Below are 25,264 nucleotides of genomic sequence, written 5' to 3'. Positions count from 1 at the left end.
CAGACTCAGAACTGAATGTCTCGTCTATCGAAGTGGGATGCAGGTCAACTTGCTATAGCGGTCCATGAAGGGGCTGACGCGGGGCGTCGGTCCGATTGTATCGAGCGCGCCGATGACCATTCCGACAGACCTGACAGACGCCCAACCGGTCCCCAATATGGCGACCTCGCCGCGTTTTCTGATCGGGATCGTCGGCGCCGTGGCCTTCGCCCACCTCCTCAACGACCTCATCCAGGCTGTCCTGCCGGCCATCTATCCGATGCTGAAGACGAAGTTCGCCCTGAGCTTCACCCAGATCGGCCTTGTCGCCCTGGTTTACCAGTTCACGGCGTCGCTGCTTCAGCCCTGGATCGGCTTCTATACCGACAAGCATCCCAAGCCCTATCTGCTGCCCTGCGGGATGTTCGCCACCCTGATCGGGATCGGCCTGCTGGCGACCGCCGGCAGCTTCGCCATGCTCCTTTTGGCTTCGGCGGTGATCGGGGTGGGGTCCGCCACCTTCCACCCGGAAGCCTCGCGCGTGGCCCGTCTCGCCTCCGGCGGACGGTTCGGCACGGCCCAGTCGACCTTCCAGGTCGGCGGCAACACCGGGTCGGCCATCGGGCCTCTGGTGGCCTCGCTGATCATCCTGCCCCTGGGCCTTACCGCTGTGGGATGGCTGGCGGTCGCTGCGGTGACGGCGATCTGGGTGCTCTTTGGCGTGACGCGCTGGCGTATCCGCAACCCTCACGCCATGGTCGCGGCCAGGACCGTGAGCGAAGGTCCCCACCTGAGCCGGGGCCGGATCATCAGCGCCCTGGCGGTCATCGCCGTGCTGATGTTCGCCAAATTCATCTACATCGGCACCTTCACCAACTACTTCACCTTCTACCTCATCGAGCGGTTCGCCCTCTCGGTTCAGGATTCCCAGTACCACCTGTTCGCCTTCCTGGCGGCCGTGGCGGCAGGAACCTTCGCCGGCGGCCCGATCGGCGACCGGATCGGCCGAAAGGCCGTGATCTGGCTCTCCTTCCTCGGGGCCGCGCCCTTCGCCCTGCTGCTGCCCTACGTCGATCTGGGGTGGACGACCGTCCTCTCGATCGCCATCGGCTTCATCATGTCCTCAGCCTTCGCGGCCCTGGTCGTCTATGCGCAGGAGCTCGTCCCCGGCCGCGTCGGCCTGGTGTCAGGCCTGATGTTCGGTCTCATGTTCGGCATCGGCGGCATCGGCGCGGCAGGCCTCGGCCTGCTCGCGGACGCCAACGGCATCGTCTGGGTCTACAAGCTTTGCGCCGTACTGCCGCTTCTGGGCCTGATCACCGCCCTGCTTCCTGACATGAAGAGGCTGGGGGCGGCGGGCCAGGGCTAGGATCGGGCGTGAGTCTGGGCGTCCCTGCCTGAGGGGGCGCTATGTCGTCTTCCAGACATAGGGATCTGAGGGGAGGAGAAGGACGTTAGGTCTTTGCACTCTCCCTGGGAGGAGTCTGCAGGCGGTCGGCTTCGTGATTGCCCCCCTTTGGCGTAACCGGCCGCCTTCCTCCCGAAACCGCCGCGATGGGGCGGATGAGTGCGAGGTCAGGAAACCGAGGCTTCCACTCGACAGATTTCTATCCCGGAGCGGCTGACCACGAGCTCGAGTGCGAAGGCTCCGCCGTCCCGAATGGGCTGCTCCCGCATCATCTCCGACAAGAACATGATGGCCTCACGGCGCGCGTCCGCGTCTGTCGCGGATACGCCCTGGAGGACCATATCGGGCTCCGGCCCTCGAAGCGTGTAATCATAGGTCGCCATCGAAAGGCTCTACGCGCCGCGCGCCAAACCGTTCGTGGATGGCGGCTACCCGACACAAGGCCGAGAAGGCGTGGAGCGCTGAGCGGCTCCAGCTTCAATCAGGTTCGTGTGTCGTCTTCCCGACACAGGCTCCCATGGCGGCGGGGCGGGAGTGAGAGCGGCCGGCCGCCCTGAGGAGGAAACCGGATCGCCTGCGAGGCGCTTGAGGATCACACATTCAGGAGATCACCATCATGCGCCGCGCCATGACCCTCGTCGCCTTCGCCGCTCTGGTCGCCGCCTGCAGCCCGCAGGGCGGGGAGAAAGCGGTCGACAAGGCCCAGGACGCCGTGTCCGCCCCTGTCGGACAGACGTCCGCCGCCACCATGGGGGCTAACCTGGCGAGCGCCTATGCGCCGTCCGCGGCCATGGGCGACATGTATGAAATCCAGGCGGCGGACATCGCTCTCGAGCGCGCAAAGCGAGCTGACGTCAAGGCCCTGGCCAGAATGATCAAGACTGATCACACGGCCGCCGGCACGGCCTTGAAGACGGCGGTCGCGACGGCGGCGCCGGACATCGTTCTCCCCACAGAGCTGGACCAGCGCCGCAAGGGCCTCCTCGACAATCTTCGCTCCGCCGGCGTGAACGACTTCGACAAGGTCTATATCGACCAGCAGGTGGCGGCCCATGAGGAGGCCGTGACCCTGAACCGGGGCTTCGCGGACAATAGTGATGCGCCGGCCCTGGCGGCGCACGCCCGCACCGTCCTTCCCAAGATCGAGGCCCACCTTCAGAAGGCGAGGGAGATCCAGACGGCCATCTCGGGATAGGCCAATGGCCCCGCGGCTGAAGGTCTTTGAATGGTCGGACGGCTTCCATCGCTTCACGGTGGCGGCCTCATCCCGTTCGAAGGCGCTGGCCGCATGGGGCATCCAGCAGGACATCTTCGCTTCAGGACTGGCACGCGAGGCGGTGGAGACCGAAGACGAGGCGGCGGCGCGCGCCCGCCCGGGGACGGTGATCGAGCGAGGTCTCGCGGTGGACGTCGGGAAAATCGGATCGCGACGGCCCCGCAGGCCCGCGCCCGCGGGGCCGTCGCCGGCGCAAATACGGCGGATCGAGGCCCTGGCGGACGCGCTGCAGAAGCTTGAGACATCCCATGCCGCGGCCTGCGCCCGGCTTGAGGAAGAAAGACGCAGGATCGAGGCCGAGGGGGAGGCGGCGGAGCAGAGGTTCAACAAGGAAAAGGCGGAACTCGTCCGGAAACTGGAGGCCGCCAGAAAAGCCTGATGAGAAGTCCGCCGGACCCCGCGCTTCGCACCAAAGGAGCGAACTGCAGGGGATCCGGCACCCGGAAAAGCGCAATGCCCTATCTGGTCAGCTATGTTTGCAAGAATAACGACATGGCGACGAGCGTGTCTGACGAGACGGCCGCCTTGCGACTGGCTGCGGCCTTCGAGGCTCAAGGCCTGGCAGGGGTGGCGATCCGCGACGGGCGGAGCGGGGAGGTCTATTCGGTTCAGGCCTTCAGATCGTCCCGGCTTCGGGGCGGGTCGGGCATGGCTCCCCTTCGCTGATCCTTCCTTTGCGGCCGCTTGTCGGGTCCCGCGAGGGGAGACGCGCTGCGGGCTTTGACCTCAGTCGAGATCCGACGCCGCGCGCCGCCTTCGCCGCAGGCCTGGTGCAACGCGCCATCCGCCTCGTCGTTGTTCCTCCAGGGAGAAAGACATGAAGCATCTTACTGCGATGACGATCCTGGCCGTGCCGCTTCTCGCCCTCGGCGCTTGCGGAAGCCGCGACGCGGAGCGTGCAGCCCCTGAAGCCTCCTCGCTGGAGGCGGACGCGACGAGCGGCGTGGCGGGCGCAAATCCCGGTTCCACCCCGTCCGCGGGGGTCGCCGACACCCCGGCCCGGCATGTCGACCAGGCCGGGCGGGAGGGGGCGGCTGCACCGCCGCCGCAAAGATAGACGGGGGCTGGCCGCCTCCGCGCGCCTGCTTTTGCGGGCTTTCAACCCTGTCGCCGGACAATCTGACTGAAGGAAACCCCATGCCCAAGTCGCCCGCTGCAGACGCCCGCCCCGGTGAGGGCGGCGAACTCCACCAGACCACCTCAACGCCTGAAGCCCGCCTTACGACAAACCACGGCGCGCCGGTCAGCGACGACCAGAACTCACTGAAGCTGGGGCCCCGAGGCTCGACCCTGCTCGAGGATTTCGTGCTGCGCGAGAAGATCCAGCACTTCGACCATGAGCGTATTCCGGAGCGGATCGTCCATGCACGCGGATCGGCCGCCCATGGCTTTTTTGAACTCACCGAGAGTCTGGAAGACTACACAACGGCCAAAATCCTCACCGAGGTCGGAAAAAAGACCGAGGTCTTCACGCGCTTCTCGACGGTCGCCGGAGGCGCCGGTTCGGTGGATACGCCGCGCGACGTCCGGGGCTTTGCCGTCAAATTCTATACGTCCGAGGGCAACTGGGATCTGGTCGGCAACAACATCCCCGTCTTCTTCATCCAGGACGCGATCAAATTCCCCGACCTGATCCATGCCGTGAAGATGGAGGCCGACCGCGGCTATCCTCAGGCGGCCAGCGCCCATGACACCTTCTGGGACTTCATCAGCCTGATGCCGGAGAGCACCCATATGGTGATGTGGGCCATGTCCGACCGGGCCATTCCGCGATCGCTGCGCATGATCGAGGGCTTCGGCGTCAACACCTTCCGGCTGATCAACGCCAAGGGGGAGGCGACCTTCGTCAAGTTCCACTGGCGGCCCAGGCTTGGGACCCAGTCCACCTGCTGGGACGAGGCGGTCAAGATCGCCGGGGCCGACCCGGACTATCATCGGCGCGATCTGTTCGAGGCCATCGATCAGGGCGACTTCCCTGAATGGGAGTTCGCCGTCCAGCTGCTGAACCAGGCCGAGGCGGACGCCTTGCCGTTCGATATTCTCGACGCGACCAAGCTGATCCCGGAAGAGGATCATCCTCTGCGGGTCATCGGCCGCATGGTGCTGAACCGTAACCCTGACAACTTCTTCGCCGAGACCGAGCAGGCGGCCTTCCTGCCCACCAACATCGTGCCGGGCGTCGACTTCTCGGAGGACCCTTTGCTGCAGGGGCGGCTCTTCTCCTATCAGGACACCCAGCTGTCGCGGCTGGGGACCGTCAACTTCCATCAGATCCCGATCAACCAGGCCAAGGGCTGTCCCTTCCAGAACTTCCAGCGCGACGGCCATGTGCAGACCCAGGTCTTCAAGGGGCGCGCCAACTACGAGCCGAATAGCCTGGCCGAGGCGGGAGAGGAGGGCGGGCCGCGCGAGGACCCGAAAGGCGGCTTCCGCACCGCCGCCGTGCCGATGGAGGGCGCGAAGGTCCGTCTGCGCGCCGAGAGCTTCGCCGACCACTACAGCCAGGCCCGGCTCTTCTTCCGCTCGCAGACGGAGATCGAACAGGCCCACCTGGCCAGCGCCCTCGTATTCGAACTGTCGAAGGTGACCCTGGACCACGTCCGGGCGCGCGTCCTTGCCAATCTCCGCAATGTCGACGAGGATCTGGCCAAGCGCGTGGCGGGGGCCATGAACCTGCCTCTGCCCAAGGCGTCCGCGCCGGCCGCGACGCCCATCGACCTCGAACCCTCGCCGGCCCTCAGGATCGTCGGCAAGTATCCGGACAGTTTGAAGGGCCGCAAGGTCGCGATCCTGGTCGCTGACGGCTCTGACGGCGCGATCGTCGCGGCTGTCCGCAAGGCGGTGGAAGGCGACGGCGGCGCCGTCTTCATCGTCGCGCCCAAGATCGGCGGGGCGAAACTGGCGGACGGGTCCGTCTTGCCTGCTGACGGCCAGTTGGCGGGAAGCCCCTCTGTCCTGTTCGACGCCGTGGCCGTCATCCTGTCCGAGGACGGATGCGCCCAGCTTCTGAAGGAGGGCGCGGCGGTGGACTTCGTCAGGGACGCCTTCGGTCACCTCAAGGCCATCGGCCATACGCGCGAGGTCGGCCCTCTTCTGGATCGGGCCGGAATCAAGCCCGATGAAGGGGTCGTCGACCTGTCTGCGGCCAAGTCGGGGGACTTCCTGCCGCCGGCCCGCACCCGGCAGTGGGCGCGGGAGCCCTCCGTTCGCACTCTCGCCTGAGCCCTTTCCTGTTCAGGCAGGGGGGCGGGCTTACGCGTCGCCCTCCCGCCCGACGGACGGCCCCGGACGCTTGGGACCTGCGCGAAGGATGAGGGTGGTTGCGGTCAGGGTCAGGAGGTCTTCGGCCAGGCCGCTGCGTGTCTGGCCGAAACGGCGCATGGCGCGCTTGCGCAGCGCCAGGCCGGCGTAACCGCCCAGGATGGCGCCCGCGGCGCCCAGGGCGGCGGCGGATGCGCGTGAACTGCGAGGCGCCAGGGCGGCGCCGGCGACCCCTCCGGCGACCAGCCTGGCCGCCAGCCCGGGAGGGACGGTCCTGTCCGGTGCAGACCGCATCTTGTCGCCGAGCATTTCTCCGATCGCCAGAGCACTCGCCGCGACAGCCGAGGCCCTCCGACCGATAAGCGGCGGAGCGCCATTGTCGCGCGCGAGGCCGCCGGAACGCGCCGCCAGCGCCACGGCGGCGAGCGGGGTCATGGAGCGTTGGCCGGCGACCAGTCCGATAAGCAGGGGGCGAAGGTTCAAGGCGAGCTCCTTTTCGGTTTGGAGGGCCAGCGCCCGCAACGCCTGTGGGTTCCAAAGGCCCTGGACCTGACTTTGCGGCTCTGCGTCATCCGCTCAGGGAACCGTAGCCTTCGGCTTTCGCTCTCTCTTGCCACGGAGGAAACATGAACCAGATCCACGTTATCGAGCGCGCCTTTCAGATCGCCGACGAGAACCGCGCCTGCCTCAAGATTTCTGATCTTCAAGAAGCCCTGGCCCGCGAGGGCTACACGCTGAACGATTTCGCGCATCTCGACGGCTGGACCATTCGCGAGCAGTTGCGGGCTCGGATGAGAGCGCGTGCGGAGGCTCGCCCGGAGCTGCGAACCGCCCCCGCCTGACGTCGTTTCGCTCGGGCGGCGAAGGCCGTGGGCGCCAATCCAGCCCTCGAGGCTGGAAGGTCTGGGGACGTTGATCAATCGGGGGCTGGAGCCAGGGCTTGCAAGATTAGAGTCTGGCTGGGCCCTAGCCTGCACGCGCCAATGGAGCCGAGGCGACCACGCCCTCCGGCTCGGCGACGTCGCGAGACGGTGAACCGGGATGCGCAGGCGACCAGGAGGCCGCTTCCGTAGCGAGACCTGGGCTCCGCACCGCCGACCGGGGTGTCGCTGAGACCGGCGCGACAGCTTCGCCGCAACCGCAGGAGGCCTGACGCAGGCCGACGAGATCGAGCACCTGGACCTTGCCTCGCCCGAAGCGCACGAGGTTCTGGCCCTGGAGACGGGCGGCGGCGGCGTTGACGCTGGTTCTCTGGACCCCAAGCATCCCCCCGAAATCCGCCTGGGTGAGCAAGAGCGGCGCGCCGTTTCCGCCGCAGTGGAGCCGAACCAGCCATTTGGCCAGCCTTTCGGGCACCAGGTGAGAGGCGTTGCACGCCGCCTCCGTCGCCAGGGCGTCAAGACGGGCGGTCGCATGACGCGCCACGAGACGGGTCAGCCATTCCCGGCCCATGGCCTCCACGAGGGGAGCGGCGGCGGCGCGGCAGACGACGGTGTCGATCAGGGCTCGCGCCTCCGGGCGACGGGCGCCCGGTTCAAGAGCCTGGTCCCAGCCGTGGACGGATCCGGCTGTCACCGCGGCCACGCAGATGCGGCCGCCGCCCGGGAAGAGGCCGACCACGCCCGAGAGGATGAAGTAGAGCCCGCCGTCGTTCGGCAGGACCTCGCCGGCCGCCAGCGACGCCCTGCGACCACAGGCCTCTATCCGGGCCTGGGCGTCAGCGGGCAGGGCCTGGAAGACCGGGTGATCCTGAACCTCAAGACGAGAGCGAGGGGAAGAGGCCATGGCTGCTAGGCCGGTCGTGGTCTGCATGTCGCACTCCTAAGAGGGGGAGTGTGGCCCATGGCGGGGCGGTCACCACTTACATGGGTTAGGAGGCCGGGGGCCGGTGAACCGCGCCCGCGCGGCTGGACGACGTAGGGCCTGCAGCGGAGGAACCGGGAAAGGGCTGGATGGTTTTGCAAGCGTTGCCGCAGTGGGCGGTGCGGATTCTGGAGGTCATCCTGATCAGTCCCCTGATCGACAAGCTGTCGCGTCGAGATTTCATCTCTGACGAGGAAAAGGCCGTTCTGGCGGACGTGGTCGCGCCGCCTGTCACCCTGAAGGCCGGCGACAACATCGTCGAACAATATGATCGCCCGTCCCGAAGCACGCTTCTGCTCGAAGGCTTCGCGGCGCGCAATGTCGTGCTGATGAACGGCGCGCGCCAGATCACGGAACTCAACGTCCCGGGCGACTTCGTCGATCTCCATAGCCTTCTGATGAGTCCGATGGATCATGGCGTGGTCTGTCTGACGGACTGCAAGGTGGGCTATTGCCCCCATGAGGCCCTGCGTTTCATTTCCCAGACCCAACCCCACCTGACGCGCCTTCTGTGGTTGGAGACCCTCATCGACGCCGCCGTGCACCGCCAATGGCTGGCGGGTTTGGGGCGGCGCACGGCTTTCGGGCGGCTCGCTCACTTCCTGTGCGAGGTCTATCTTCGTCTGGCCTCCGTGGAGCGGGCGCAAGGACATCGGATGGAACTGCCTCTCAGCCAGGCCATCCTCGCCGATGTGCTTGGCCTCTCGGCCGTCCACGTCAACAGATCCGTGGCCCAACTCCGCGCCGACGGCCTTGTCGAATGGAGCGGACGCAACATCAGGATCCTGGACTGGAATCGGCTGGTGCGGGTGGCGGAGTTCGATCCGACCTACCTGCGCCTGGGGCGCGATCCGGTCTGAGCCTGTCCGGGCGGCAAGGCGTGAGGTGCCCGAAGGCCGTGCTTCAGTGACGCCCGGAGCGCCGGGGCCAATGAGGACGGGGCAGGCGTCGGGACGTCCGCATCTCGGGTGTCCGGCCCAGCAAGAAGGCGACGAGACGCCGCCAGAGCTCTTCAGGTCGAGGCATGACCAGCCTCCTCGGCAAGGGCGCATTCTGATCCTGCTCCGGGCAAGATCAAACAACATGGGTTAACCCGCCTCCGGCGGACGCGAGGTTCTCTCGTCCGCCGCGGCGATGCCCGCCGTCAGAGGCTTGGACCGCAGTCGGCGCTCAGGTTGGCGGCCTGGGCCAGGCTCGTGAGGTTCTGCAGGACCGCCCGCCCGGCTCTGTAATCGACCAGGGCGTTGCGCCTGAGCTGCTGCAGGGTTCGGTTCATATGAACGGCGCTGAGGCCCAGGATGTCCGCAAGAATATCCTGGGTCAGAGGCAGATGGAGCACCCCCGCCACGACGGGACCCAGACGCGCCTGGCGTTCGTGGAGCTCCAGCAGGAGATGGGCTGTGCGTTCGTAGGCGTTGAGCCGACCCAATCTTATGACCTGGCGCGCCATGCGCAGGCGTTCGGCCGTGCGGTAATGCCTCCAGGCCTCCAGCAGCGGCGGACTCTGCGTCCGCAGCTCGGACATGCCGGTCCAGAAGGCGGTGCCGTCGATCGTGACGACGTCCGTCAGGGCCCAGACCAGCATGTCGGTGTCGACCGCGCCGGATGCGACAATCATCTCGCCGGGCAGATTGAGGCCCACGATCTGGCGACGTCCGTCCTCCAGCATGGCGCCGCGTGCGGCCCAGCCCTTGAAGACCAGTCTGGCTTCATTGCGCTCCGGAGCCAGGATGACCGGGCTTCCCGCCGCATGGGTCTGCAGCACCCCGGTGAAGCAGTCCCGGATATAGGCGATGTCGTCGGCGCCAAGCGGCCCGAAACTGGACAGCATCCGCTCAAGCGACGCGGTGTGCCGGGTTTCGTGATGGGTTTCCGACTGATTCTTCATGGCCTTAGACCAACAGCATGGCTTCGGCGTTTTTGTTCTTCACATAGGTTGGTTTCGCGCGACTTGGCGCGCGGTTCTGAAGGCCCCGGACCCGATAGCCGGGCCCTCCTGTCTCAAGCGCATGTCGGCTCTTCGCGCCTCCGCTGTGAGACGGCGGGCAGGAAGACGGACGCCGCGACGTCTCCAGGGAGGGCCGCGGACTCGCCTGGCCGCCGTGTCCCCGAGGCGATCGGGAGGTTAGCCGTCGGCGGCCAGGCTCTCCTTCAGGTGATCTTCTTGGCGGCTGTGAAGCCCAGGAAGAGGAAGACCACGAATACGATCAAGGCGAGGATAGCGAGGAATTTGGCGATCCCCGCAGCGGCGCCGGCGATCCCGCCGAACCCGAGAAGGCCAGCGACGATGGCGATGACCGCAAAGATAAGGGCCCATTTCAGCATACGAATTCTCCTTAAGCGCTGGAGCCAGCCCAACGTCGCCCCGTCTCGCAGGGTTCCAGAGTTTGGCCCGGGGGCCGCGGGCCCCGGGCCTTGATCCCGACAATCCGGATCTCATGGCTCGAAGTGATCGATATCGGGAAAGCCCTGGGTCGGATTCCCGACCCAGATGACCGCCGGTGGAACCGGCGCCATGGCGGGCTGTTGGCCTCGATGCGGTCTCCCGGGGGGGAGGCCTGCTTGACGGCCCGGTTTGTCGTTCGCCCGCTGCGCGACAGATCGGGTCGCTTCAATCCGGCGAGGCTGCAGGTCCATCTGCTCGCGGGGGCGGCGAGGAACAGCCAGGCTGAGGCGGCGTTGCCCTATTGAGCCGTTTGAGAGGTCACATGATCCCCGAAGAAAGCCGCCGTCACGCCAAGGCCGCCCAAGCCGTCCGGGAGGGGCGCCCTGTCGCTGCTCGTTATGTCCGGGGCGGAAGGCGCGGAGCCCGGGTGCTCGCCATACTGGTCGCTTCCACGGCCGCGGTCGCCGTCCTGCTGCTCGCGATCTGGGCCGCAGCCAACGGCGTCTTCATCAATCAGAATCCGACAGACGCCCAGCAAGCGGCTGACGCCCGAGCCTTCGACAACGCAGGCCCGCCCGCGCCGGATGTTGCGACGGCTGCAGCGGCTGTCTCCGACTAGACCATGAGCGCCGTCGCCGCCCGCAAATCCCACGAGGCCGGCTATGTTCGGGACCTGGGCCGCGCTTTCGGCGGCGCGCTGTTGTTCAGCTTGCCGCTTCTCATGACGATGGAGATGTGGGCCCTGGGGCACGCCGCGACGCCCGAGCGACGCCTGGCCTTTGTCGTCGTGTCCCTGCCTGTGCTTTTTGGGCTGGCCCATTATGCAGGCTTCTCCGCGCGTCGCGGGGCCTTGAACAACCTCCTCGACACCCTGACGGCGCTCGCGGCGGGCTTTGTCACGGCCGGCGGGCTGCTGGCCCTCTTCAATGTTCTGGACCACAGTTCCCTGGCCTCAGCCGTCGGTCAGGTCTCGCTGCAGGCCGTCCCGGCCGCGCTTGGGGCGCTTGTGGCCCGACGTCAGCTCTCGAACGGAGGGGGGGAGGGTGACGAGGATCAGGCCTCCTACCCCGGCGAGCTTTTCCTCATGCTGGCCGGCGCCCTCTACTTCGCCATGAACCTGGCGCCGACGGAAGAGATGCGGCTGATCGCCTATCGCACAACGCCCCTGGGGGCGCTCGGCGTCCTGCTCCTGTCCATAGTTCTTCTGCATCTCATCGTGTTTGAGGCGGGCTTCGCCGGTCAGGAGGAAAAGGAGTCTCCGCTGCGCGCCTTCATTGATTTCACTCTGCCAGGTTACGCCCTGTGCCTCGTCGCCAGTTTCGCCATGCTGTGGACCTTCGGCGGTCTCGACGGCCACGGGCTCCAGTCGCTGGTCGCCAATGTCGTCACTCTCGCCTTTCCCGCCGCCATAGGCGCGGCGGCGGCGCGGCTTCTGGTCTAGCCATGTCCAGCCGCAAGCTCTCTTCCAGCGCTTCGCAACCCTCGCGTCTTCAAGGCCTGTGCGCCCTGATCGGCCTGGCGGTGATCCTCGGCGTCATCGGGACCCTCGCGCGGGCCGTCGTGGTCGAGGTGAGGCCGCCTGACCTCATTGTCCAGGCAGAGTCGGTTCGAAGAGGCGCGGGCGGCTGGGTCATGGACGTGACCGTGGTGAACCGGGGCGACCTGACCGCCGCCGCCGTGGAGGTTGAAGGCGTGAGCGGGAGCGAAACAGCCAAGGCCACGCTCGACTATGTGCCCGGTCATGGGAGCAAGGGTGCGGCCCTGGTCTTCACCGGGGACGAGCGCCCGCGTGCGGCCTTGCGCGTCCTCGGCTGGTCGAGCCCGTGAGGGCGAGCGCCGCCTTATCGCCTCGCTGAGGCGCGGCTGCCCTCCCGTCTCCCTTGTGTCGGGTAGAGGTCTCATCCCGCTCCAGGCCAGGCGTGGCGGCGATAGCGAGCGGTCAGGGCCATGAGGGGGGCGAAAGAGGGGGAACCCTCTTCCGGACGGGGGGCTTGTTTTTTCGCCATCACCAAAAAGGACAAGCCGAATGACGAGAGCGATCATCGCCTTGGGCGCCACAGTATTCCTGCTGGCTGCCTGCGGAGACAACAAGGCGGACGAGGGCCGTGTCGAAGGGCCGGTCGTGTCGGAATCCGAAGCCCCGCGCAATCCCGCCGTCGACACCGCGCCAGGCGGAGACGCGGCCCTGACGCCGGGCGCCAACTCCTTCACCGAAGCCCAGGCGCGCTCGGCGATCGAGAAGCAGGGCTACGCCGTGGTGGGGCCCATGAGCCAGGACGCCCAGGGCATCTGGAGCACGACCGCGACGCGCAATGGCGCCGAGAGCAAGGTGTCGGTCGACTACAAGGGCGCGGTCAGCGCCTCCGCCAACTAAGAAACTAGATAAAGAAGGAGCTTCAAATGGCCGTAGTCACGCGACTTTTTGACAATCACAATGATGCGCTTGAAGCCGTGTCCGCCCTGGAGCGGGCCGGCGTCGCCTCCGACCGGATCAGCCTTATCTCCAATAATTCCGATAACTGGCACGACGGTCATGCCCATTCGGGAGACGGGCGCCGGTTCGGCGACATGAACGGCGACGGCGAGAACGACGTCGCCGAGGGAGCCGGGAAGGGCGCCGCGACCGGGGGCGTTCTGGGCGCCGGGGCGGGCGTGCTCGCCGGTCTGGGGATGCTGGCGATTCCTGGCCTGGGCCCCGTGGTCGCCGCAGGCTGGCTCGCTTCGACCGCGGTGGCGGCTGCGGCGGGCGCTGCGGTCGGCGGCGCCGCCGGCGGCTTGCTGGGCGCGTTGAAGGAGGCCGGCCATGACGAAGGCGAGGCCCAGGTCTACGCCGAAGGCGTCCGTCGCGGCGGGACCCTGGTGAGCGTCAGGACCGAGGAGTCTGATCGGGTCCGTGTCGAGACGCTTCTCAACGACCGGCGGGGGTTCGATTCCCTGTCGCGCGGCGCGGCCTACCGCGAGAACGGGTGGTCGGGGTTTGACGCGGCCGCTGAGCCCTGGAGCGCTGAGCAGATCGCCGAGGAAAGGGCGCGCTACAATCGATAGGGTTTGTCCAACGCCCTATGGAACCGATCGAGCCTGCTGAGCGGTGATGCGCTGCTTCAGGATCGAGGCCGGCCCCTCGTCGCAGGACGGGGGGCCGGCTGCCGTAAACGCCCGGTCGCAAGAGGCATCCAACCTCGCCTTGTTCGCCACAAGCGGCCGCGCCGTTGGAACAGATCGCGACCCGCCCGGTTAAGGAAACGGAGGGTTTTGCAATGATGATCCTGGCCTTGACCGCGGCCATCCTGCTGGATGCGTCGCCGAAGATCGACCGTCTCCCGAAGGTTGAAAGATCTGCCGCGGCCGCGCAGCATGAGGCGCCGGCCCCGCTTCTGACTGTAGCGGTGACCCTGGAGTGCACGGCGCGGGCTGCAGGGCGGGTCGAGGATTGCCGCGTCCTGGGCGAGACCCACCCCGGTCTGGGCTTCGCTGAGGCGGCCATCGCCCTGATGCGCGACGCCGAGGTCGAGCCGGGCCGCAAGGATTATCAGTTCGCCCGCACGATCCAGTTCACGCCCTGAGGTGATTGTTTGCCGGCGTGCGCCGCTGGAGCGTGCGACCGATGGCCTCGGCCCAGGCCGAGAAAAACCAGCACAGGTTATTGCGCTGACGGCTCCGCCCTCTAGGCAGGGAGGTTCCCGTCGCTCACCCGAGGTCAGACTGCTGATGATGTTGTTCCGTCGCCCGCCCGCGGGCTCGAAGACCGAAGCCTGGTCCGCAGCAGGACTGGCCCTGGTTCTGGCCTTCTTTCTGGCGACAAGCGGGGTGGCCTGGTTCAACGTCCAGGTGCTGAGGGCGAATAATCAGCAGATCATTCACACCCATCAGGTGATCGTCGCCGTCGACGACCTTCTGTCGACCGTCCAGGACGCCGAGACAGGCCAGCGCGGCTATCTGCTGACGGGCAATCCTCTCTACCTGCAACCCTATGACATGGCCGCGGCCGCCGTGGAGCGGCGCCTGGAGGATGTGGCGCGCCTGACCCGGGACAACCCGGTGCAGCAGGCCCATCTGAGCCAGGTCCGCAGGCATGTCGACGCCAAGATGACCGAGCTGGACGCCACCATCCGGGCGCGCCGCAGCGAGGGCCTGCAGGCCGCCGTGTCCCGGATGAACACGGATCGCGGCAAGGCGGAGATGGACGCCATCCGGAGCGAGGTGAATATGATGAGGCAGGAGGAGCAGAAGCTCCGCCTCGCCCGTCTCGAGGAGATGGACGCCGCCTATCGCACAGCCCTGGTCAGCGGCGTCCTGTCCGGCCTGCTGGGCGCGGGCCTGACCCTGGGCGTCTACGCTCTTATCCGCCGCAGCGCCCGTCAGAAGGCCCGCCAGGAGTGGATCCACAAGGGCCAGGTGGGGCTGGCGGACGCCATGATGGGCGATCAGTCCGTAGAACAGCTGGCGGCCAGCATCCTCGCCTATCTGGCGCGCTACGCCGATGTTCAGGCCGCCGCCCTCTTCAAGGGCGAGGGCGGCGTGTTCCGGCGTGTCGCGGCCCTCGGCGTTCCCGCCGACGCGCCTGTCCCGGAGCGCTTCGGTCCGCGCGAGGGCCTGCTGGGGCAGGTCGCCGCCGAAGGGCGCGCCCTGACGGTGCCCGAGGTGCCGGACAACTATCTGACGATCGGCTCGGCGCTGGGACGCTCCAAGCCCCGGCACCTCGTCATCGCCCCGGGTCGCGCGGACGGCGAGATCAACGCTGTTCTTGAACTGGGCTTCCTTCGTCTTCCCGACGAGCGTCTCCTCGCGCTGCTTGAGGAAGCCGCGCCGCTGATCGGCACGGGATTGAGATCAGCACGCTACCGGGCCCGGTTGCAGGACATGCTGGAGGAGACCCAGCGGCAGTCCGAAGAACTCCAGGTCCAGAGCGAGGAACTGCGGGTCTCCAATGAGGAGCTGGAGGAGCAGGGGCGGGCGCTCAAGGAATCCCAGGTGCGTCTGGAACAACAGCAGGCTGAGCTGGAACAGACCAACAGCCAGCTCGAGGAGCAGGCTCAGGTGCTGGAAACCCAGCGCGATGATCTGGAGCGCGGATCGGCCGCCCTGGGGCTCAAGGCGCGGGAACTGGAGCGGGCCAGCCAGTACAAGTCCGACTTCCTCGCCAACATGTCCCATGAGCTGCGCACGCCGCTCAATTCCCTGCTGATCCTTTCGAAGCTCCTGGCCGACAACCCCGACGAGACCCTGTCGGAAGACCAGGTCAAATACGCCCGCACCATCCAGTCTTCGGGCAACGACCTGCTCACCCTGATCAATGACATTCTCGACCTGTCGAAGATCGAGGCCGGCCATATCCAGGCCCGTCCGGAGGCGGTGTCCCTGCAGCGCCTCGGCGATGATATCCGCCAGATGTTCCAGCCGGTGGCCGACGATCGCGGCCTCGCCTTCGAGATCGACCTGGGATCGGGCGATGACGGGCTCGAGACGGATCGCCAAAGGCTTGAGCAGATCCTGAAGAACCTTCTGTCGAACGCCTTCAAGTTCACCGAAAAGGGCAAGGTGATCCTGTCGATCTCGGAGGCCGGGCCGGACGAGGTGGCCTTCGCGGTTTCGGATACGGGCATCGGCATCGCCCCGGACCAGCAGGACAGCGTATTCGAAGCCTTCCAGCAGGCGGACGGCACCATCAGCCGCCGCTACGGCGGAACCGGCCTGGGCCTGTCCATCTCGCGCGAACTGGCGCGCCTGCTCGGCGGCCGTATTGGTCTGGAAAGCCGGGCCGGCGAAGGCAGCGTCTTCACCCTGATCCTTCCTCGGACCTATGACGCCTCGCGCGTGGCGCCCAGAGAGGCGCCTTCCGGCGTGGCTCCGATCCCGGCGGCCCGGGCTCCGACCCCTCGAGCGGCGGAGGCGGCGACGCTCGCCCGGGCCCTGGACGATGACCGCGATCATCTGGCCGGGACACGTCGCCTGCTTCTGGTCGTGGAGGACGACGATCGCTTCGCCGCCATTGTCCGGGACCTGTCGCGCGAGATGGGGTTCCAGTGCATTCTGGCCGGGACGGCCCAGGAGGCTCTCAAGCTCGCCAAGCGCTATCGGCCCAACGCCGTCGTGCTGGACATCGGCCTGCCGGACCAGTCCGGCCTCACCGTCCTCGACGTGCTCAAGCGCGACGACGACACCCGCCATATTCCCATCCATGTCGTCTCCGCCGACGATCACAGCCAGACCGCCCTGTCGCTGGGGGCCGTCGGCTATGTGGTGAAGCCCGTGGGACGCGAGGCGCTCGCCGAGGTGCTGCGATCGCTCGAGGAGAAGCTCACGCGAACCGTGCGGCGCGTCCTCATCGTCGAGGACGACGTGGTTCAGCGCGAAGCGGTCAGCAAGCTGCTGGAATCGGGTGATGTCGAGACCGTGGGCGTCGGCACGGCTGCGGAGTGCCTCGAGCAGCTCAAGAGCCAGACCTTTGACAGCATGGTCCTCGACCTGACCTTGCCGGACGCGTCCGGCTTCTCCCTGCTGGAGACCCTCAGCCGCGAGGGCGGGCAGGGCTATCCGCCGGTCATCGTCTACACAGGCCGCGACTTGTCGCCGGAGCATGAGCAGCAACTGCGTCGCTATTCCAACTCCATCATCATCAAGGGCGCCAAGTCGCCTGAACGGCTGCTCGACGAGGTTTCCCTCTTCCTTCACCAGGTGGTCTCGGAGCTGCCGCCCGAGCAGCAGAAGATGATCCGCAAGGCCCGCCATCGCGACGCCGTGCTGGAAGGGCGACGGATCCTCATTGTCGAGGACGATGTGCGCAACATCTACTCCCTGACCAATGTCCTGGAGCCGCGCGGCGCCCTTGTCGAGATCGCGCGCAACGGCAAGGAGGCGATCGAGCGCCTGGAGCAGTCCGCCGAAGATCCCGAGCAGGCGATCGATCTGGTCCTGATGGACGTCATGATGCCGGTCATGGACGGCCTGGCCGCGACGCGCGAACTGAGGAAGGACCCGCGCTGGCGCGATCTGCCCGTTCTGATGCTGACGGCCAAGGCCATGCCCGACGACCAGGAGCGCTGCATGGCGGCGGGGGCGAATGACTACATGGCCAAGCCGCTGGACGTGGACAAGCTGCTCTCGCTCGTGCGCGTCTGGATGCCCCGTTGAACGCCGTCGCGCCCCATGCGGTGGAGGACATAGAGATCCAGCTGCTGCTGGAGGCCCTGTTCCAGCGCTATCATTACGACTTCCGTCACTATGCGCGGGCCTCGATCAAGCGCCGCCTGCTCCAGGCGCGCAGCCATTTCGGCCTGCCCAGCCTGACGGCCCTTCAGGAGCGCGTCCTGCATGATCCGGAGATGCTGCCGCGGCTGCTGGGTTTCCTGACGGTGCAGGTCAGCGAGATGTTCCGGGACCCAGCCTATTTCCGGGCCCTGCGCGAACAGGTGCTGCCGCACCTGCGGACCTATCCCTCCCTGAAGGTGTGGATCGCGGGATGCAGCGCCGGCGAAGAGGTCTATTCGCTGGCCATCCTGTTCCGGGAGGAAGGCCTTTTCGAACGGACGATGTTCTACGCCACGGACATCAATCCCGATGCGCTGCGGGCGGCGGAGGCGGGGGTCTATTCTCTGGATCGCATCCGCAAGTTCACCGAAAATCACCAGAAGTCGGGCGGGCGAACCTCGCTGTCGGACTACTACACCGCCGACTACGGGCGAGCGGTCTTCGACAAGTCCCTGCGGGCCAATGTCGTCTTCTCGGACCATAGCCTGGCGTCCGATGCGGTTTTCGGCGAGATGCAGCTGATCTCCTGCCGCAATGTGATGATCTATTTTGATCGCCCGCTACAGGACCGCGCCGTCGGCCTGTTCAAGGACTCCCTGGCTCGCAACGGCTTCCTGGGCGTCGGATCCAAGGAGAGCTTGCGCTTCTCGCGGCACGCCGGCGCCTTTGCCGACTTCGTGCCGGAAGAGAAGATCTATCGCAGGCGCGAGCCATGACGCCTCATCCCGCCCGCGCTGTCGTGATCGGCGCCTCGGCCGGAGGCGTGCAGGCTCTGCTCGCCCTCCTGCCGTCGCTTCCCGCCGACTTCGCCCTGCCGATCCTGGTGGTCCTGCACGTACCCGCCGACCGCAGCAATGTGCTGGCGCCCCTGTTTGCGTCCAAATGCGCGCTCACGGTGAAGGAGGCCGAGGACAAGGAGCCGGTGGAGCCAGGCGTGGTCTATTTCGCCCCTTCCGACTATCACCTCCTGGTCGAGGCGGACGGCGCTCTGGCCCTTTCGTCCGACGAGCTGGTCAACTACTCCCGCCCTTCCATCGACGTCCTCTTCGAAAGCGCCGCCGACGCCTACGGCGCCGGTCTGGTCGGCATGGTTCTGACAGGGGCCAATGAGGACGGGGCGGCGGGACTGAAGGCGGTCGCCGCCGCCGGCGGTCTGACCTTCGTCGAAGACCCGGCCACCGCCCATGCCCGCCCCATGCCGGAAGCCGCCCTGCGCGCCTGTCCGGTCGCCCAAGTGATGTCGCTCGCGCGCATTCTCGAAGTTCTGAAAGGTCTAGGCCAGGCATGACGAGCCCTGACAAGCCGATCCATCTCCTTCTCGTGGACGATCTCGAGGAGAACCTTCTCGCCCTGGAGGCCCTGCTGAAGCGCGACGGCGTGGTCTGTCTCAAGGCCCGGTCAGGCGACGAGGCGCTGGAGCTTCTGCTGGTGCACGACGTCGCTCTCGCCCTGGTCGACGTGCAGATGCCGGGAATGGACGGTTTCCAGCTCGCGGAGTTCATGCGCGGCAACGCCAATGCGCGCCACGTTCCGATCATCTTCGTCACCGCTGGCAGCGCCGATCAGCAGCGGCGCTTCAGGGGCTATGAGGCCGGAGCGGTGGACTTCATCCAGAAGCCCGTCGAGACGGATATCCTGAAGAGCAAGGCCAATGTCTTCATCGAGCTCTACCGCCAGAGGCAGGAGATCCTGTCGCATCGGGACGAGCTCAAGGCCTATGCGGCGGCCCTCAGCGCCGCAGACCGGCGCAAGAACGACTTCATCGCCATGCTCGGACACGAGCTGCGCAATCCCGTCATGGCCTTCCGGGCGGGGCTCCAACTGCTGGAGAGACAGAAGGATCCGGAAAAGAGCGCTCTGATCCACGCCCGAATGGAGGTGCAGGCCCACCATCTGTCGCGGCTGATCGAGGATCTGCTGGACGTCGCCCGCATCGACCAGGGCAAGATCTCGCTTCAGCGCGAGCGGGTGACGGTGCAGAGCATCATCGACTCGGCGGTCGACACCAGTCGACCCAAGATCGACGCGGGGCGCCACGACCTCACAGTCGAAGTTCCGGGCGCGCCGATCTGGCTCGACGGCGACTTCACCCGCCTGTCCCAGGTGGTGAGCAATCTGCTGACCAATGCGGCCAAATATACGCCGTCGGAGGGGCGGATCCAGGTGTCGGCCAACCGGGTCGAGGACCGGGTGCGGATTGATGTCGCGGACAACGGAGTCGGTGTGCCGCAGGAGATGCAGGTCCGGGTCTTCGATCTCTTCACGCAGTCCAAAGGGCCGGACGACCGGTCGCGCGAGGGTCTGGGGATCGGCCTCGCCTTGGTGCGCCAGCTGGTCGAAATGCATGAGGGCGCCGTCGAACTGGAGAGCGCCGGGGCGGGGGCGGGGAGCCGGTTCACGGTCTGGTTCCCGGTTGTCGGCTAGGCAGGCTGCGCCGGCTTTCGGACAGTCGGGAACCGGCTGATCGCCGAAAGGTTCGTACTGCGAATGCAGAGCTTGTCGGCCTCCGGGGGCGACGGCTCGAGAAAGGAGCAGTGCATGCGCAAATGGGTCTTGGGGAGCGAGATACGGGCGAAAGCCGGTGGAAAGGAACAGCGGGCGGAGGATCGCGTCCGGCCTGTGGCGCCCCGGAAGGCCAGGGCTGACGCCGTCGCCAAGGCGCGGGCTGTAGCGCCTGACCTGGCCGCACGGATCGGCAGCACGCCCGCCACCAAATTCAGGGGGGATCCCGACATCTTCGGTCGGCTGGTCGAGGACCATGATCGCCATCGCGCGCTCCTGGCCATGCTGGAGGAGACGAAGGGGAAGTCTCCCGACCGCGAGCGCCTCTTTGTAGAACTGGTTCATGAGCTGAAGGCGCACGCCGCGGCAGAAGAACAGGCGCTCTGGTCCAGCGTGCTGAGAAACCCGGACACCACGGACTTCGCCCGCCACGCCATCGCCGAACACAAGGAGATCGATGACCTTCTCGCGGATCTGGCCGCGCGGGACATGGCGTCTCCCGGATGGATCCGTCGTTTCGCCGCCCTGCGAGAAGAATACCTCCATCACATCCGCGAGGAGGAGCAGGAGCAGTTTGTCGCCGCTGAAGAGGTGTTGAGCCTTGCGGATCGCCGCTTCATGCGGACGGTCTTCAACCGGCGCAAGCAGGAAGAAAAGGCGGCCGCCGAGGTCGAGAAGAAGATCCGCTTCAAGGCCTGAGATCGGTAATCCGGGGGGCGTCGTGGCGTGACATTGCAACAGGGACTGGCGTTCGGCCTCGTTGCGCTGACCTTCGGCGCCTCTATCTGGCGCCGGTTTCGCTATGATTTTGTAGCGGCGCTCAGCTAGCCAGGGACCTCTGATCGGGTCGCATTTTGTCAAAGGGGACCGCCGCAACGCGCCGCGCCAGGAGGTAGCCTGTGGGAGGAAGGCGAAAGAGGCCGGCGAAGGCTGGATCGCGCAGGTTGAGCCCCCCGGCATAGGCGCCGAAGGCCGGCAGGATCAGGCGGTTGCCGTCCGATGCGAAGCAGGGGCGGCGAACAGAGCCTGCGGCGCCCTTGACGCGTGCGCAGGGATGAAGGTGTCCCGCGACCTCGCCCTCCACGGGGCCAGGGCTGGGCTCGTGGCGAAGCGAAAGGCCTGCGACCTCGACCACGTCCGCTGTTTCGCCGCCCAGGTCGCCTGCGCCTTCGGGGTCGTGATTGCCGACGACCCAGATCAGCCTGACCCTTTCCGCCAAGGCCCTGAGGCGCGCGCGCTCTTCCTCGCCGATACGCGTCGGAGCCCCACCGTCATGGAGGGTGTCGCCGAGCAGGACGACGGTTCGGGGGGCGAGGATCGCGACCTCCCGCTCCAGCCGGTTGAGGGTTTCGCGCGTGTCATAGGGGGGCAGGAGCTGTCCGCGCGCGGCGTAGGCGGATCCCTTTTCGAGGTGCAGGTCGGCGACGACCAGGGTGCGTTCCGCCGGCAACCAGAGGGCGCCGGAGACGCGAAACACGACGTCGGTGCCGGCCAGTCGCGTTGCGAAGGCGCCGTCGTCGGCCAGGCTTGAGACGTTCAAGACATGGCCTCGTCAATCAGGGCGGCGTCCTCCAGCATCATGTCCGCGGCGGTGGTCCCAGGCGCACGCTCCTTGCCGATCTCCATCAGCAGGGGCACGGCGAAGGGCGAAACATGCGCAAGGCGCTCGACCCCGATCCGGCCCGAGATGCGTGTGAGAAACTCCCCCAGTCGCGCCAAGTCGAGAAGTCCGCGCGCCGCATCCTCGCGCGCGCAGGACAGGAGAAGGTGATCCGGATCATGTCGGCGCAGGGTGTCGTAGATCAGGTCGGCGGAGAAGGTCACCTGCCGTCCGTTCTTCTCGTGGCCGGGCATGCGGCGCTCGATCAGGCCGCTGATCAGCGCACATTCCTTGAAGGCGCGTCTCACCATGAAACTCTCGTCCAGCCAGGCTTCAAGATCATCACCCAGCATGTCCTGCTGGAACAGGGCGTCGAAATCGAGGCTGTCCATGGGCCGCAAGGACCAGACGCAAAGCGCATAGTCGTTGGCGAGGTAGCCGATCGGCCCGACCCCGGCCCGGTCCAGCCGACGTGTGATCAGCATGGCCAGGGTGGCGTGGGCCAGTCGGCCCTCGAAAGGATAGCAGACCATGTAGTGCCGTTTGCCGCGCCTGAAGGTCTCGACCAGGAGATCCTCTTCCCCGGGAATGCTTGAATGCGACTGCTGGGCGAACAGCCATTCGCAGACGTCGGGCGGCAGCCGCGACCATGAGGACTGGTCGCTGATCATCCGCCGGACCCGCCTGGCCAGGAAGGTGGAAAGCGCAAATCGGGAGCCGCCCCAGCTGGGAACCTTGGGCTGTTTGTCGTTCGAGCGGGTGACGATCGCATCCGTCGCCCTGACCCCTTCGAAGCGCCATATCTCGCCAGCGAAGAGGAAGCTGTCGCCCGGGGTCAGCTGTTCGAAATACCACTCCTCGGCCTGGCCGATCTTGCGCCCGGCGCCGCGTCGGCCCGCAAGCCGGATGTTGAGGGTCTGGGCGGCGACGATGACGCCGACATTCATCCGGTGGCGTCGCGCCGTCTCCTCATTGAGGACGCGCCAGCGGCCGTCGGGACCGCGTATGATCCTGCGGAAGCGATCATAGTTTCTGAGCGCATAGCCGCCTGTCGAGACGAAATCGACGACCTGCTCGAAGGCCTCCCAGGAAAGGCCTGCATAGGGCGCAGCCCGGCGCACCTCCTCATAGAGGTCCACAGGGTCGAAGGGCTCCGAACAGGCGCAGCCCATGACGTGCTGCGCGAGGACGTCTCTCGCCCCGATCCTGGGCGGATCCCCGTCGAGGGCGTTTTCAGCCACCGCCTCCGCCGCCGCCTGGCACTCCAGCATCTCGAACCGGCTGGCGGGAACCAGAATCGCGCGGGAGGCCTCGTCCAGCCTGTGGTTGGCGCGTCCGATCCTTTGCACCAGCCGCGAGGCGCCCTTGGGCGCCGCAAGCTGGATGACCAGATCGACTGCGCCCCAGTCGATGCCCAGATCCAGCGTCGAGGTGCAGACCACTGCTCTCAGTTCGTGGCGCGACATCGCCGCCTCGACCTTGCGGCGTTGCTCGGCTGAAAGGCTGCCGTGATGAAGGGCGATCGGCAGGTTGTCGTCATTGAGCCGCCATAGCTCCTGGAAAGCGAACTCCGCCTGCCAGCGGGTGTTGACGAAGACCAGGGTGGTGCGCGCCGTCTTTATGGTCTCATAGACTTCGGCCATGGCGTGCTGGGCGGTGTGACCGGCCCAGGGGACCCGGTTCTGCGACAGCAGAACCTCGAGCCGGGGGGGCGCCCCGGCCTGGCCAAGGATGATGTCGTCGCCTCGGTCCGACAGCCAGCGTCTGACGCGGGCCGGGTCGTCCACGGTGGCCGACAGACCGACGCAGCGGACGCCGGGCGCAAACGTCCTCAGCCGCGCCAGCCCCAATGAAAGCAGGTCCCCTCGCTTGGACCCGTGGATGGCGTGGATCTCGTCGATGATCACGCACTCCAGATCCTGGAAATAGTCGCGCGCGCCCTTCCAGGCGCAGAACAGGGCAAGCTGTTCCGGCGTGGTCAGCAGAATGTCCGGGGGGGATGTCCTCTGACGCTGGCGCCGGGCCTGGCCGGTGTCGCCCGTGCGTGACTCCACGAGGATGGGGAGATCCATGTCCCGGACCGGCATCAGGAGGTTCCGTTCGACATCGACCGCCAGGGCCTTGAGGGGGGAGATGTAGAGGGTGTGAAGGATCTTGCGGCCCTTGCGCGGGCCGCGTTCGGCGAGTTGCAGGAGGCTGGGCAGGAAGCCCGCCAGGGTCTTGCCGCCGCCTGTCGGCGCCACGAGCAGGACATCGGCGCCGGCTTTCGCCTTGTCGATCATGTCCAGCTGGTGGGGGCGCAAGGTCCAGCCGCGGTCCACGAACCAGTCGCGAAACGGCGCTGGAAGCTGGCGGGTCGGATCCGTTGCAGACGTCGTGATCCGGTGAGGCTTGGCCATGGTTTGAGCAACCCTCCACAGGAGCGCGCGTTCCCTGAAGCGGAGGCGCAGGCTGTGCGTGTCGGGGGTTGAATGGCGAGGTTGACACAGAAGCGCGACCTGAGAAGCGGGCGATCTCTCTGGGCGGACAGCCCTTTTACAGGGGCGCCGGTTCGCCCTCTAAAGCAGGCCGTTTCGGTCGATGTCGCCGTCGTCGGAGCCGGGATCAGCGGCGCCCTGATGGCGCACGAGCTGTCGCGCGACCACACGCTGGCCGTCCTTGATCGCAGGGCGCCTCTGATGGGATCGACCATCGCCTCGACCGCTCTGTTGCAATGGGAGATCGATCTTCCACTGGAGGCGCTTGGGAGGCGCATAGGCCGGCCGAAGGCGCAGCGGGCCTATCTGCGCTCGCGGCGCGCGGTCGATGACTTGAAACAGATCATCGCCCAGGAGGGTATCCGTTGCGGCTACCGGGATCGCGACGCCCTCTATCTTGCGGGCGACGCCTATGGCCGCAGAGCCCTCGAAAGCGAGGCCGCAGTGAGGGTCGACGCCGGCCTGGAGAGCTGCTTCCTGCCGGCGGATCAGGTTCGTGATCGGTTCGGGATCGACCGAACCGGCGCCATCCTCAGCGGCGGATCGGCCAGCGCCGATCCTGCTCAACTGACGGCGGGACTTCTACGGCGCGCCCAGGCCCGGGGCGCGAGGCTCTTCTCACCGGTCGATGTGATCGAAGCCGTGTCGGACCCCGACGGGGTGACCTTGCTGACAAGCACCGGTTTCGCTGTACGGGCTTCAGCGGTGGTCTTCTGTTGCGGTTACGAACGCCCCAAGGGCGTGACTGCGCCGGACTCCAGGGTGGTCTCGACCTGGGCGCTTGCGTCAACGCCCGGCTTTGCCGGTCCAGCCTGGCTGCGAGACACCCTCGTCTGGGAAGGATCAGACCCCTATCTCTACATGCGCACGAGCAACGACGGGCGATTGATCGTCGGCGGCGAGGATGAGGATTCTCCCACCGCCCATGCCAGCAGAGCGCTTCTGGAACGCAAGACAGCGCGCATACTGGCCAAGCTGAAGGGCCTGCTTCCCGAGGTCGCGCTGGAGGTCGCCTACGCCTGGGCCGGGGCCTTCGGAGAGAGCGCCAGCGGCCTGCCCCATATCGCGCCAGTACCGGGAATGGCCCACGCCTGGAGCGTCATGGGCTTCGGGGGCAACGGCATCACCTCCTCGGTGATCGCCAGCCAGGTCGTGGCGGCCTGGGTGAGGGGTGAGACCGACCCGGACGCGGACCTCTATCTTGCCTGACAGGGAGCCCGCGGGGGGCCGCGGCGTTAGGCTGACTCACTGCGGCCGGACCGGT

The 25,264-nt window shown here is 66.9% G+C and carries 26 protein-coding genes; 20 read left to right on the top strand and 6 right to left on the bottom strand.

The genetic code is table 11. The annotated features are described in order from the left end of the window. Nucleotides 1-112 precede the first annotated feature (112 nt). The 6 genes from IFE19_RS09870 (at nt 113) to IFE19_RS09845 (ending at nt 5,885) form a co-directional block, all read left to right on the top strand. Entirely contained in the window at nt 113-1,348 is a 1,236-nt protein-coding gene (locus IFE19_RS09870; protein ID WP_207821879.1) for an MFS transporter, read from the top strand. A gap of 655 nt (nt 1,349-2,003) precedes the next feature. Further along, the gene (locus IFE19_RS09865; RefSeq protein ID WP_207821877.1) at nt 2,004-2,582 is read left to right on the top strand and encodes a DUF4142 domain-containing protein; all 579 of its coding nucleotides are present in this window, start codon (nt 2,004-2,006) and stop codon (nt 2,580-2,582) included. A gap of 4 nt (nt 2,583-2,586) precedes the next feature. Next, nucleotides 2,587-3,042: a hypothetical protein gene (locus IFE19_RS09860; RefSeq protein ID WP_207821875.1), complete on the top strand. Its 456-nt coding sequence runs from the start codon at nt 2,587-2,589 to the stop codon at nt 3,040-3,042. Nucleotides 3,043-3,155: 113 nt separating this feature from the next. Further along, entirely contained in the window at nt 3,156-3,329 is a 174-nt protein-coding gene (locus tag IFE19_RS09855; protein WP_207821874.1) for a hypothetical protein, read from the top strand. 151 nt (nt 3,330-3,480) lie between these two features. After that, nucleotides 3,481-3,720, top strand: coding sequence for a hypothetical protein (locus IFE19_RS09850; RefSeq protein WP_207821872.1), 240 nt, complete (start codon nt 3,481-3,483; stop codon nt 3,718-3,720). A gap of 80 nt (nt 3,721-3,800) precedes the next feature. Beyond that, entirely contained in the window at nt 3,801-5,885 is a 2,085-nt protein-coding gene (locus IFE19_RS09845) for a catalase (RefSeq protein ID WP_207821869.1), read from the top strand. 30 nt (nt 5,886-5,915) lie between these two features. Here IFE19_RS09845 and IFE19_RS09840 read toward each other — a convergent pair whose 3' ends face one another. Continuing rightward, nucleotides 5,916-6,407: a DUF4126 domain-containing protein gene (locus IFE19_RS09840; RefSeq protein WP_225910232.1), complete on the bottom strand. Its 492-nt coding sequence runs from the start codon at nt 6,405-6,407 to the stop codon at nt 5,916-5,918. Between the two features lie 143 nt (nt 6,408-6,550). Between IFE19_RS09840 and IFE19_RS09835 the strand changes: the two genes are divergently transcribed. Continuing rightward, nucleotides 6,551-6,766, top strand: coding sequence for a hypothetical protein (locus IFE19_RS09835; RefSeq protein ID WP_207821867.1), 216 nt, complete (start codon nt 6,551-6,553; stop codon nt 6,764-6,766). Nucleotides 6,767-6,890: 124 nt separating this feature from the next. Here IFE19_RS09835 and IFE19_RS09830 read toward each other — a convergent pair whose 3' ends face one another. Continuing rightward, complete coding sequence (locus tag IFE19_RS09830; RefSeq protein ID WP_207821865.1) at nt 6,891-7,736, bottom strand: Crp/Fnr family transcriptional regulator; 846 nt, start codon at nt 7,734-7,736, stop codon at nt 6,891-6,893. A 140-nt stretch (nt 7,737-7,876) separates the two neighbouring features. Here IFE19_RS09830 and IFE19_RS09825 point away from each other — a divergent pair, with 140 nt between their 5' ends. Further along, nucleotides 7,877-8,647: a Crp/Fnr family transcriptional regulator gene (locus IFE19_RS09825; protein ID WP_207821863.1), complete on the top strand. Its 771-nt coding sequence runs from the start codon at nt 7,877-7,879 to the stop codon at nt 8,645-8,647. Nucleotides 8,648-8,931: 284 nt separating this feature from the next. On the opposite strand, the gene IFE19_RS09820 is transcribed toward IFE19_RS09825, so the two are convergent. After that, nucleotides 8,932-9,675 carry a Crp/Fnr family transcriptional regulator gene (locus tag IFE19_RS09820; protein WP_105562254.1) on the bottom strand — a complete coding sequence of 248 codons (744 nt, stop codon included), beginning with the start codon at nt 9,673-9,675 and terminating at the stop codon, nt 8,932-8,934. A 263-nt stretch (nt 9,676-9,938) separates the two neighbouring features. Next, nucleotides 9,939-10,112 (bottom strand): DUF1328 domain-containing protein, encoded by a 174-nt coding sequence (locus IFE19_RS09815; protein ID WP_207821861.1) that lies wholly within the window; start codon nt 10,110-10,112, stop codon nt 9,939-9,941. Nucleotides 10,113-10,495: 383 nt separating this feature from the next. On the opposite strand from IFE19_RS09815, the gene IFE19_RS09810 reads away from it, so the two are divergent. The 11 genes from IFE19_RS09810 (at nt 10,496) to IFE19_RS09760 (ending at nt 20,622) form a co-directional block, all read left to right on the top strand. After that, the gene (locus IFE19_RS09810; protein ID WP_207821859.1) at nt 10,496-10,792 is read left to right on the top strand and encodes a hypothetical protein; all 297 of its coding nucleotides are present in this window, start codon (nt 10,496-10,498) and stop codon (nt 10,790-10,792) included. A 3-nt stretch (nt 10,793-10,795) separates the two neighbouring features. Beyond that, nucleotides 10,796-11,614 carry a TIGR02587 family membrane protein gene (locus IFE19_RS09805; protein WP_207821858.1) on the top strand — a complete coding sequence of 273 codons (819 nt, stop codon included), beginning with the start codon at nt 10,796-10,798 and terminating at the stop codon, nt 11,612-11,614. Between the two features lie 2 nt (nt 11,615-11,616). After that, on the top strand, nt 11,617-12,000 hold the full coding sequence (locus IFE19_RS09800) for a hypothetical protein (protein WP_207821856.1): 384 nt from the start codon (nt 11,617-11,619) through the stop codon (nt 11,998-12,000). 199 nt (nt 12,001-12,199) lie between these two features. Next, nucleotides 12,200-12,547, top strand: coding sequence for a hypothetical protein (locus tag IFE19_RS09795; RefSeq protein ID WP_207821854.1), 348 nt, complete (start codon nt 12,200-12,202; stop codon nt 12,545-12,547). A 26-nt stretch (nt 12,548-12,573) separates the two neighbouring features. Then, nucleotides 12,574-13,218 carry a hypothetical protein gene (locus IFE19_RS09790; protein ID WP_207821852.1) on the top strand — a complete coding sequence of 215 codons (645 nt, stop codon included), beginning with the start codon at nt 12,574-12,576 and terminating at the stop codon, nt 13,216-13,218. A gap of 212 nt (nt 13,219-13,430) precedes the next feature. Continuing rightward, entirely contained in the window at nt 13,431-13,736 is a 306-nt protein-coding gene (locus IFE19_RS09785) for an energy transducer TonB (RefSeq protein WP_207821849.1), read from the top strand. 145 nt (nt 13,737-13,881) lie between these two features. Then, on the top strand, nt 13,882-17,304 hold the full coding sequence (locus IFE19_RS09780) for a response regulator (RefSeq protein ID WP_225910231.1): 3,423 nt from the start codon (nt 13,882-13,884) through the stop codon (nt 17,302-17,304). Then, nucleotides 17,301-18,137, top strand: a complete 837-nt coding sequence (locus IFE19_RS09775) for a CheR family methyltransferase (protein ID WP_225910230.1) — start codon at nt 17,301-17,303, stop codon at nt 18,135-18,137. Before IFE19_RS09780 ends, IFE19_RS09775 begins: the two co-directional genes overlap by 4 nt. Next, complete coding sequence (locus IFE19_RS09770) at nt 18,134-18,709, top strand: chemotaxis protein CheB (protein WP_207821847.1); 576 nt, start codon at nt 18,134-18,136, stop codon at nt 18,707-18,709. The genes IFE19_RS09775 and IFE19_RS09770 overlap by 4 nt, the downstream gene beginning before the upstream one ends. Then, entirely contained in the window at nt 18,706-19,845 is a 1,140-nt protein-coding gene (locus IFE19_RS09765; protein WP_207821845.1) for a hybrid sensor histidine kinase/response regulator, read from the top strand. The genes IFE19_RS09770 and IFE19_RS09765 overlap by 4 nt, the downstream gene beginning before the upstream one ends. A gap of 114 nt (nt 19,846-19,959) precedes the next feature. Then, nucleotides 19,960-20,622, top strand: coding sequence for a hemerythrin domain-containing protein (locus tag IFE19_RS09760; protein WP_207821843.1), 663 nt, complete (start codon nt 19,960-19,962; stop codon nt 20,620-20,622). A 121-nt stretch (nt 20,623-20,743) separates the two neighbouring features. Here the strand turns inward: IFE19_RS09760 and pdeM are convergent, their stop codons facing one another. Further along, the gene (gene pdeM / locus IFE19_RS09755) at nt 20,744-21,463 is read right to left on the bottom strand and encodes a ligase-associated DNA damage response endonuclease PdeM (protein ID WP_207821841.1); all 720 of its coding nucleotides are present in this window, start codon (nt 21,461-21,463) and stop codon (nt 20,744-20,746) included. Beyond that, entirely contained in the window at nt 21,460-23,922 is a 2,463-nt protein-coding gene (locus IFE19_RS09750; RefSeq protein WP_207821839.1) for a ligase-associated DNA damage response DEXH box helicase, read from the bottom strand. The genes pdeM and IFE19_RS09750 overlap by 4 nt, the downstream gene beginning before the upstream one ends. 219 nt (nt 23,923-24,141) lie before the next feature. Here IFE19_RS09750 and IFE19_RS09745 point away from each other — a divergent pair, with 219 nt between their 5' ends. Further along, on the top strand, nt 24,142-25,209 hold the full coding sequence (locus tag IFE19_RS09745; RefSeq protein ID WP_207821837.1) for an NAD(P)/FAD-dependent oxidoreductase: 1,068 nt from the start codon (nt 24,142-24,144) through the stop codon (nt 25,207-25,209). Nucleotides 25,210-25,264 lie beyond the last annotated feature (55 nt).

Origin of the sequence: Brevundimonas pondensis (assembly GCF_017487345.1) — a bacterium.
GTDB lineage: Bacteria > Pseudomonadota > Alphaproteobacteria > Caulobacterales > Caulobacteraceae > Brevundimonas > Brevundimonas pondensis.
This window is presented reverse-complemented; position numbering and strand designations above follow the sequence as displayed.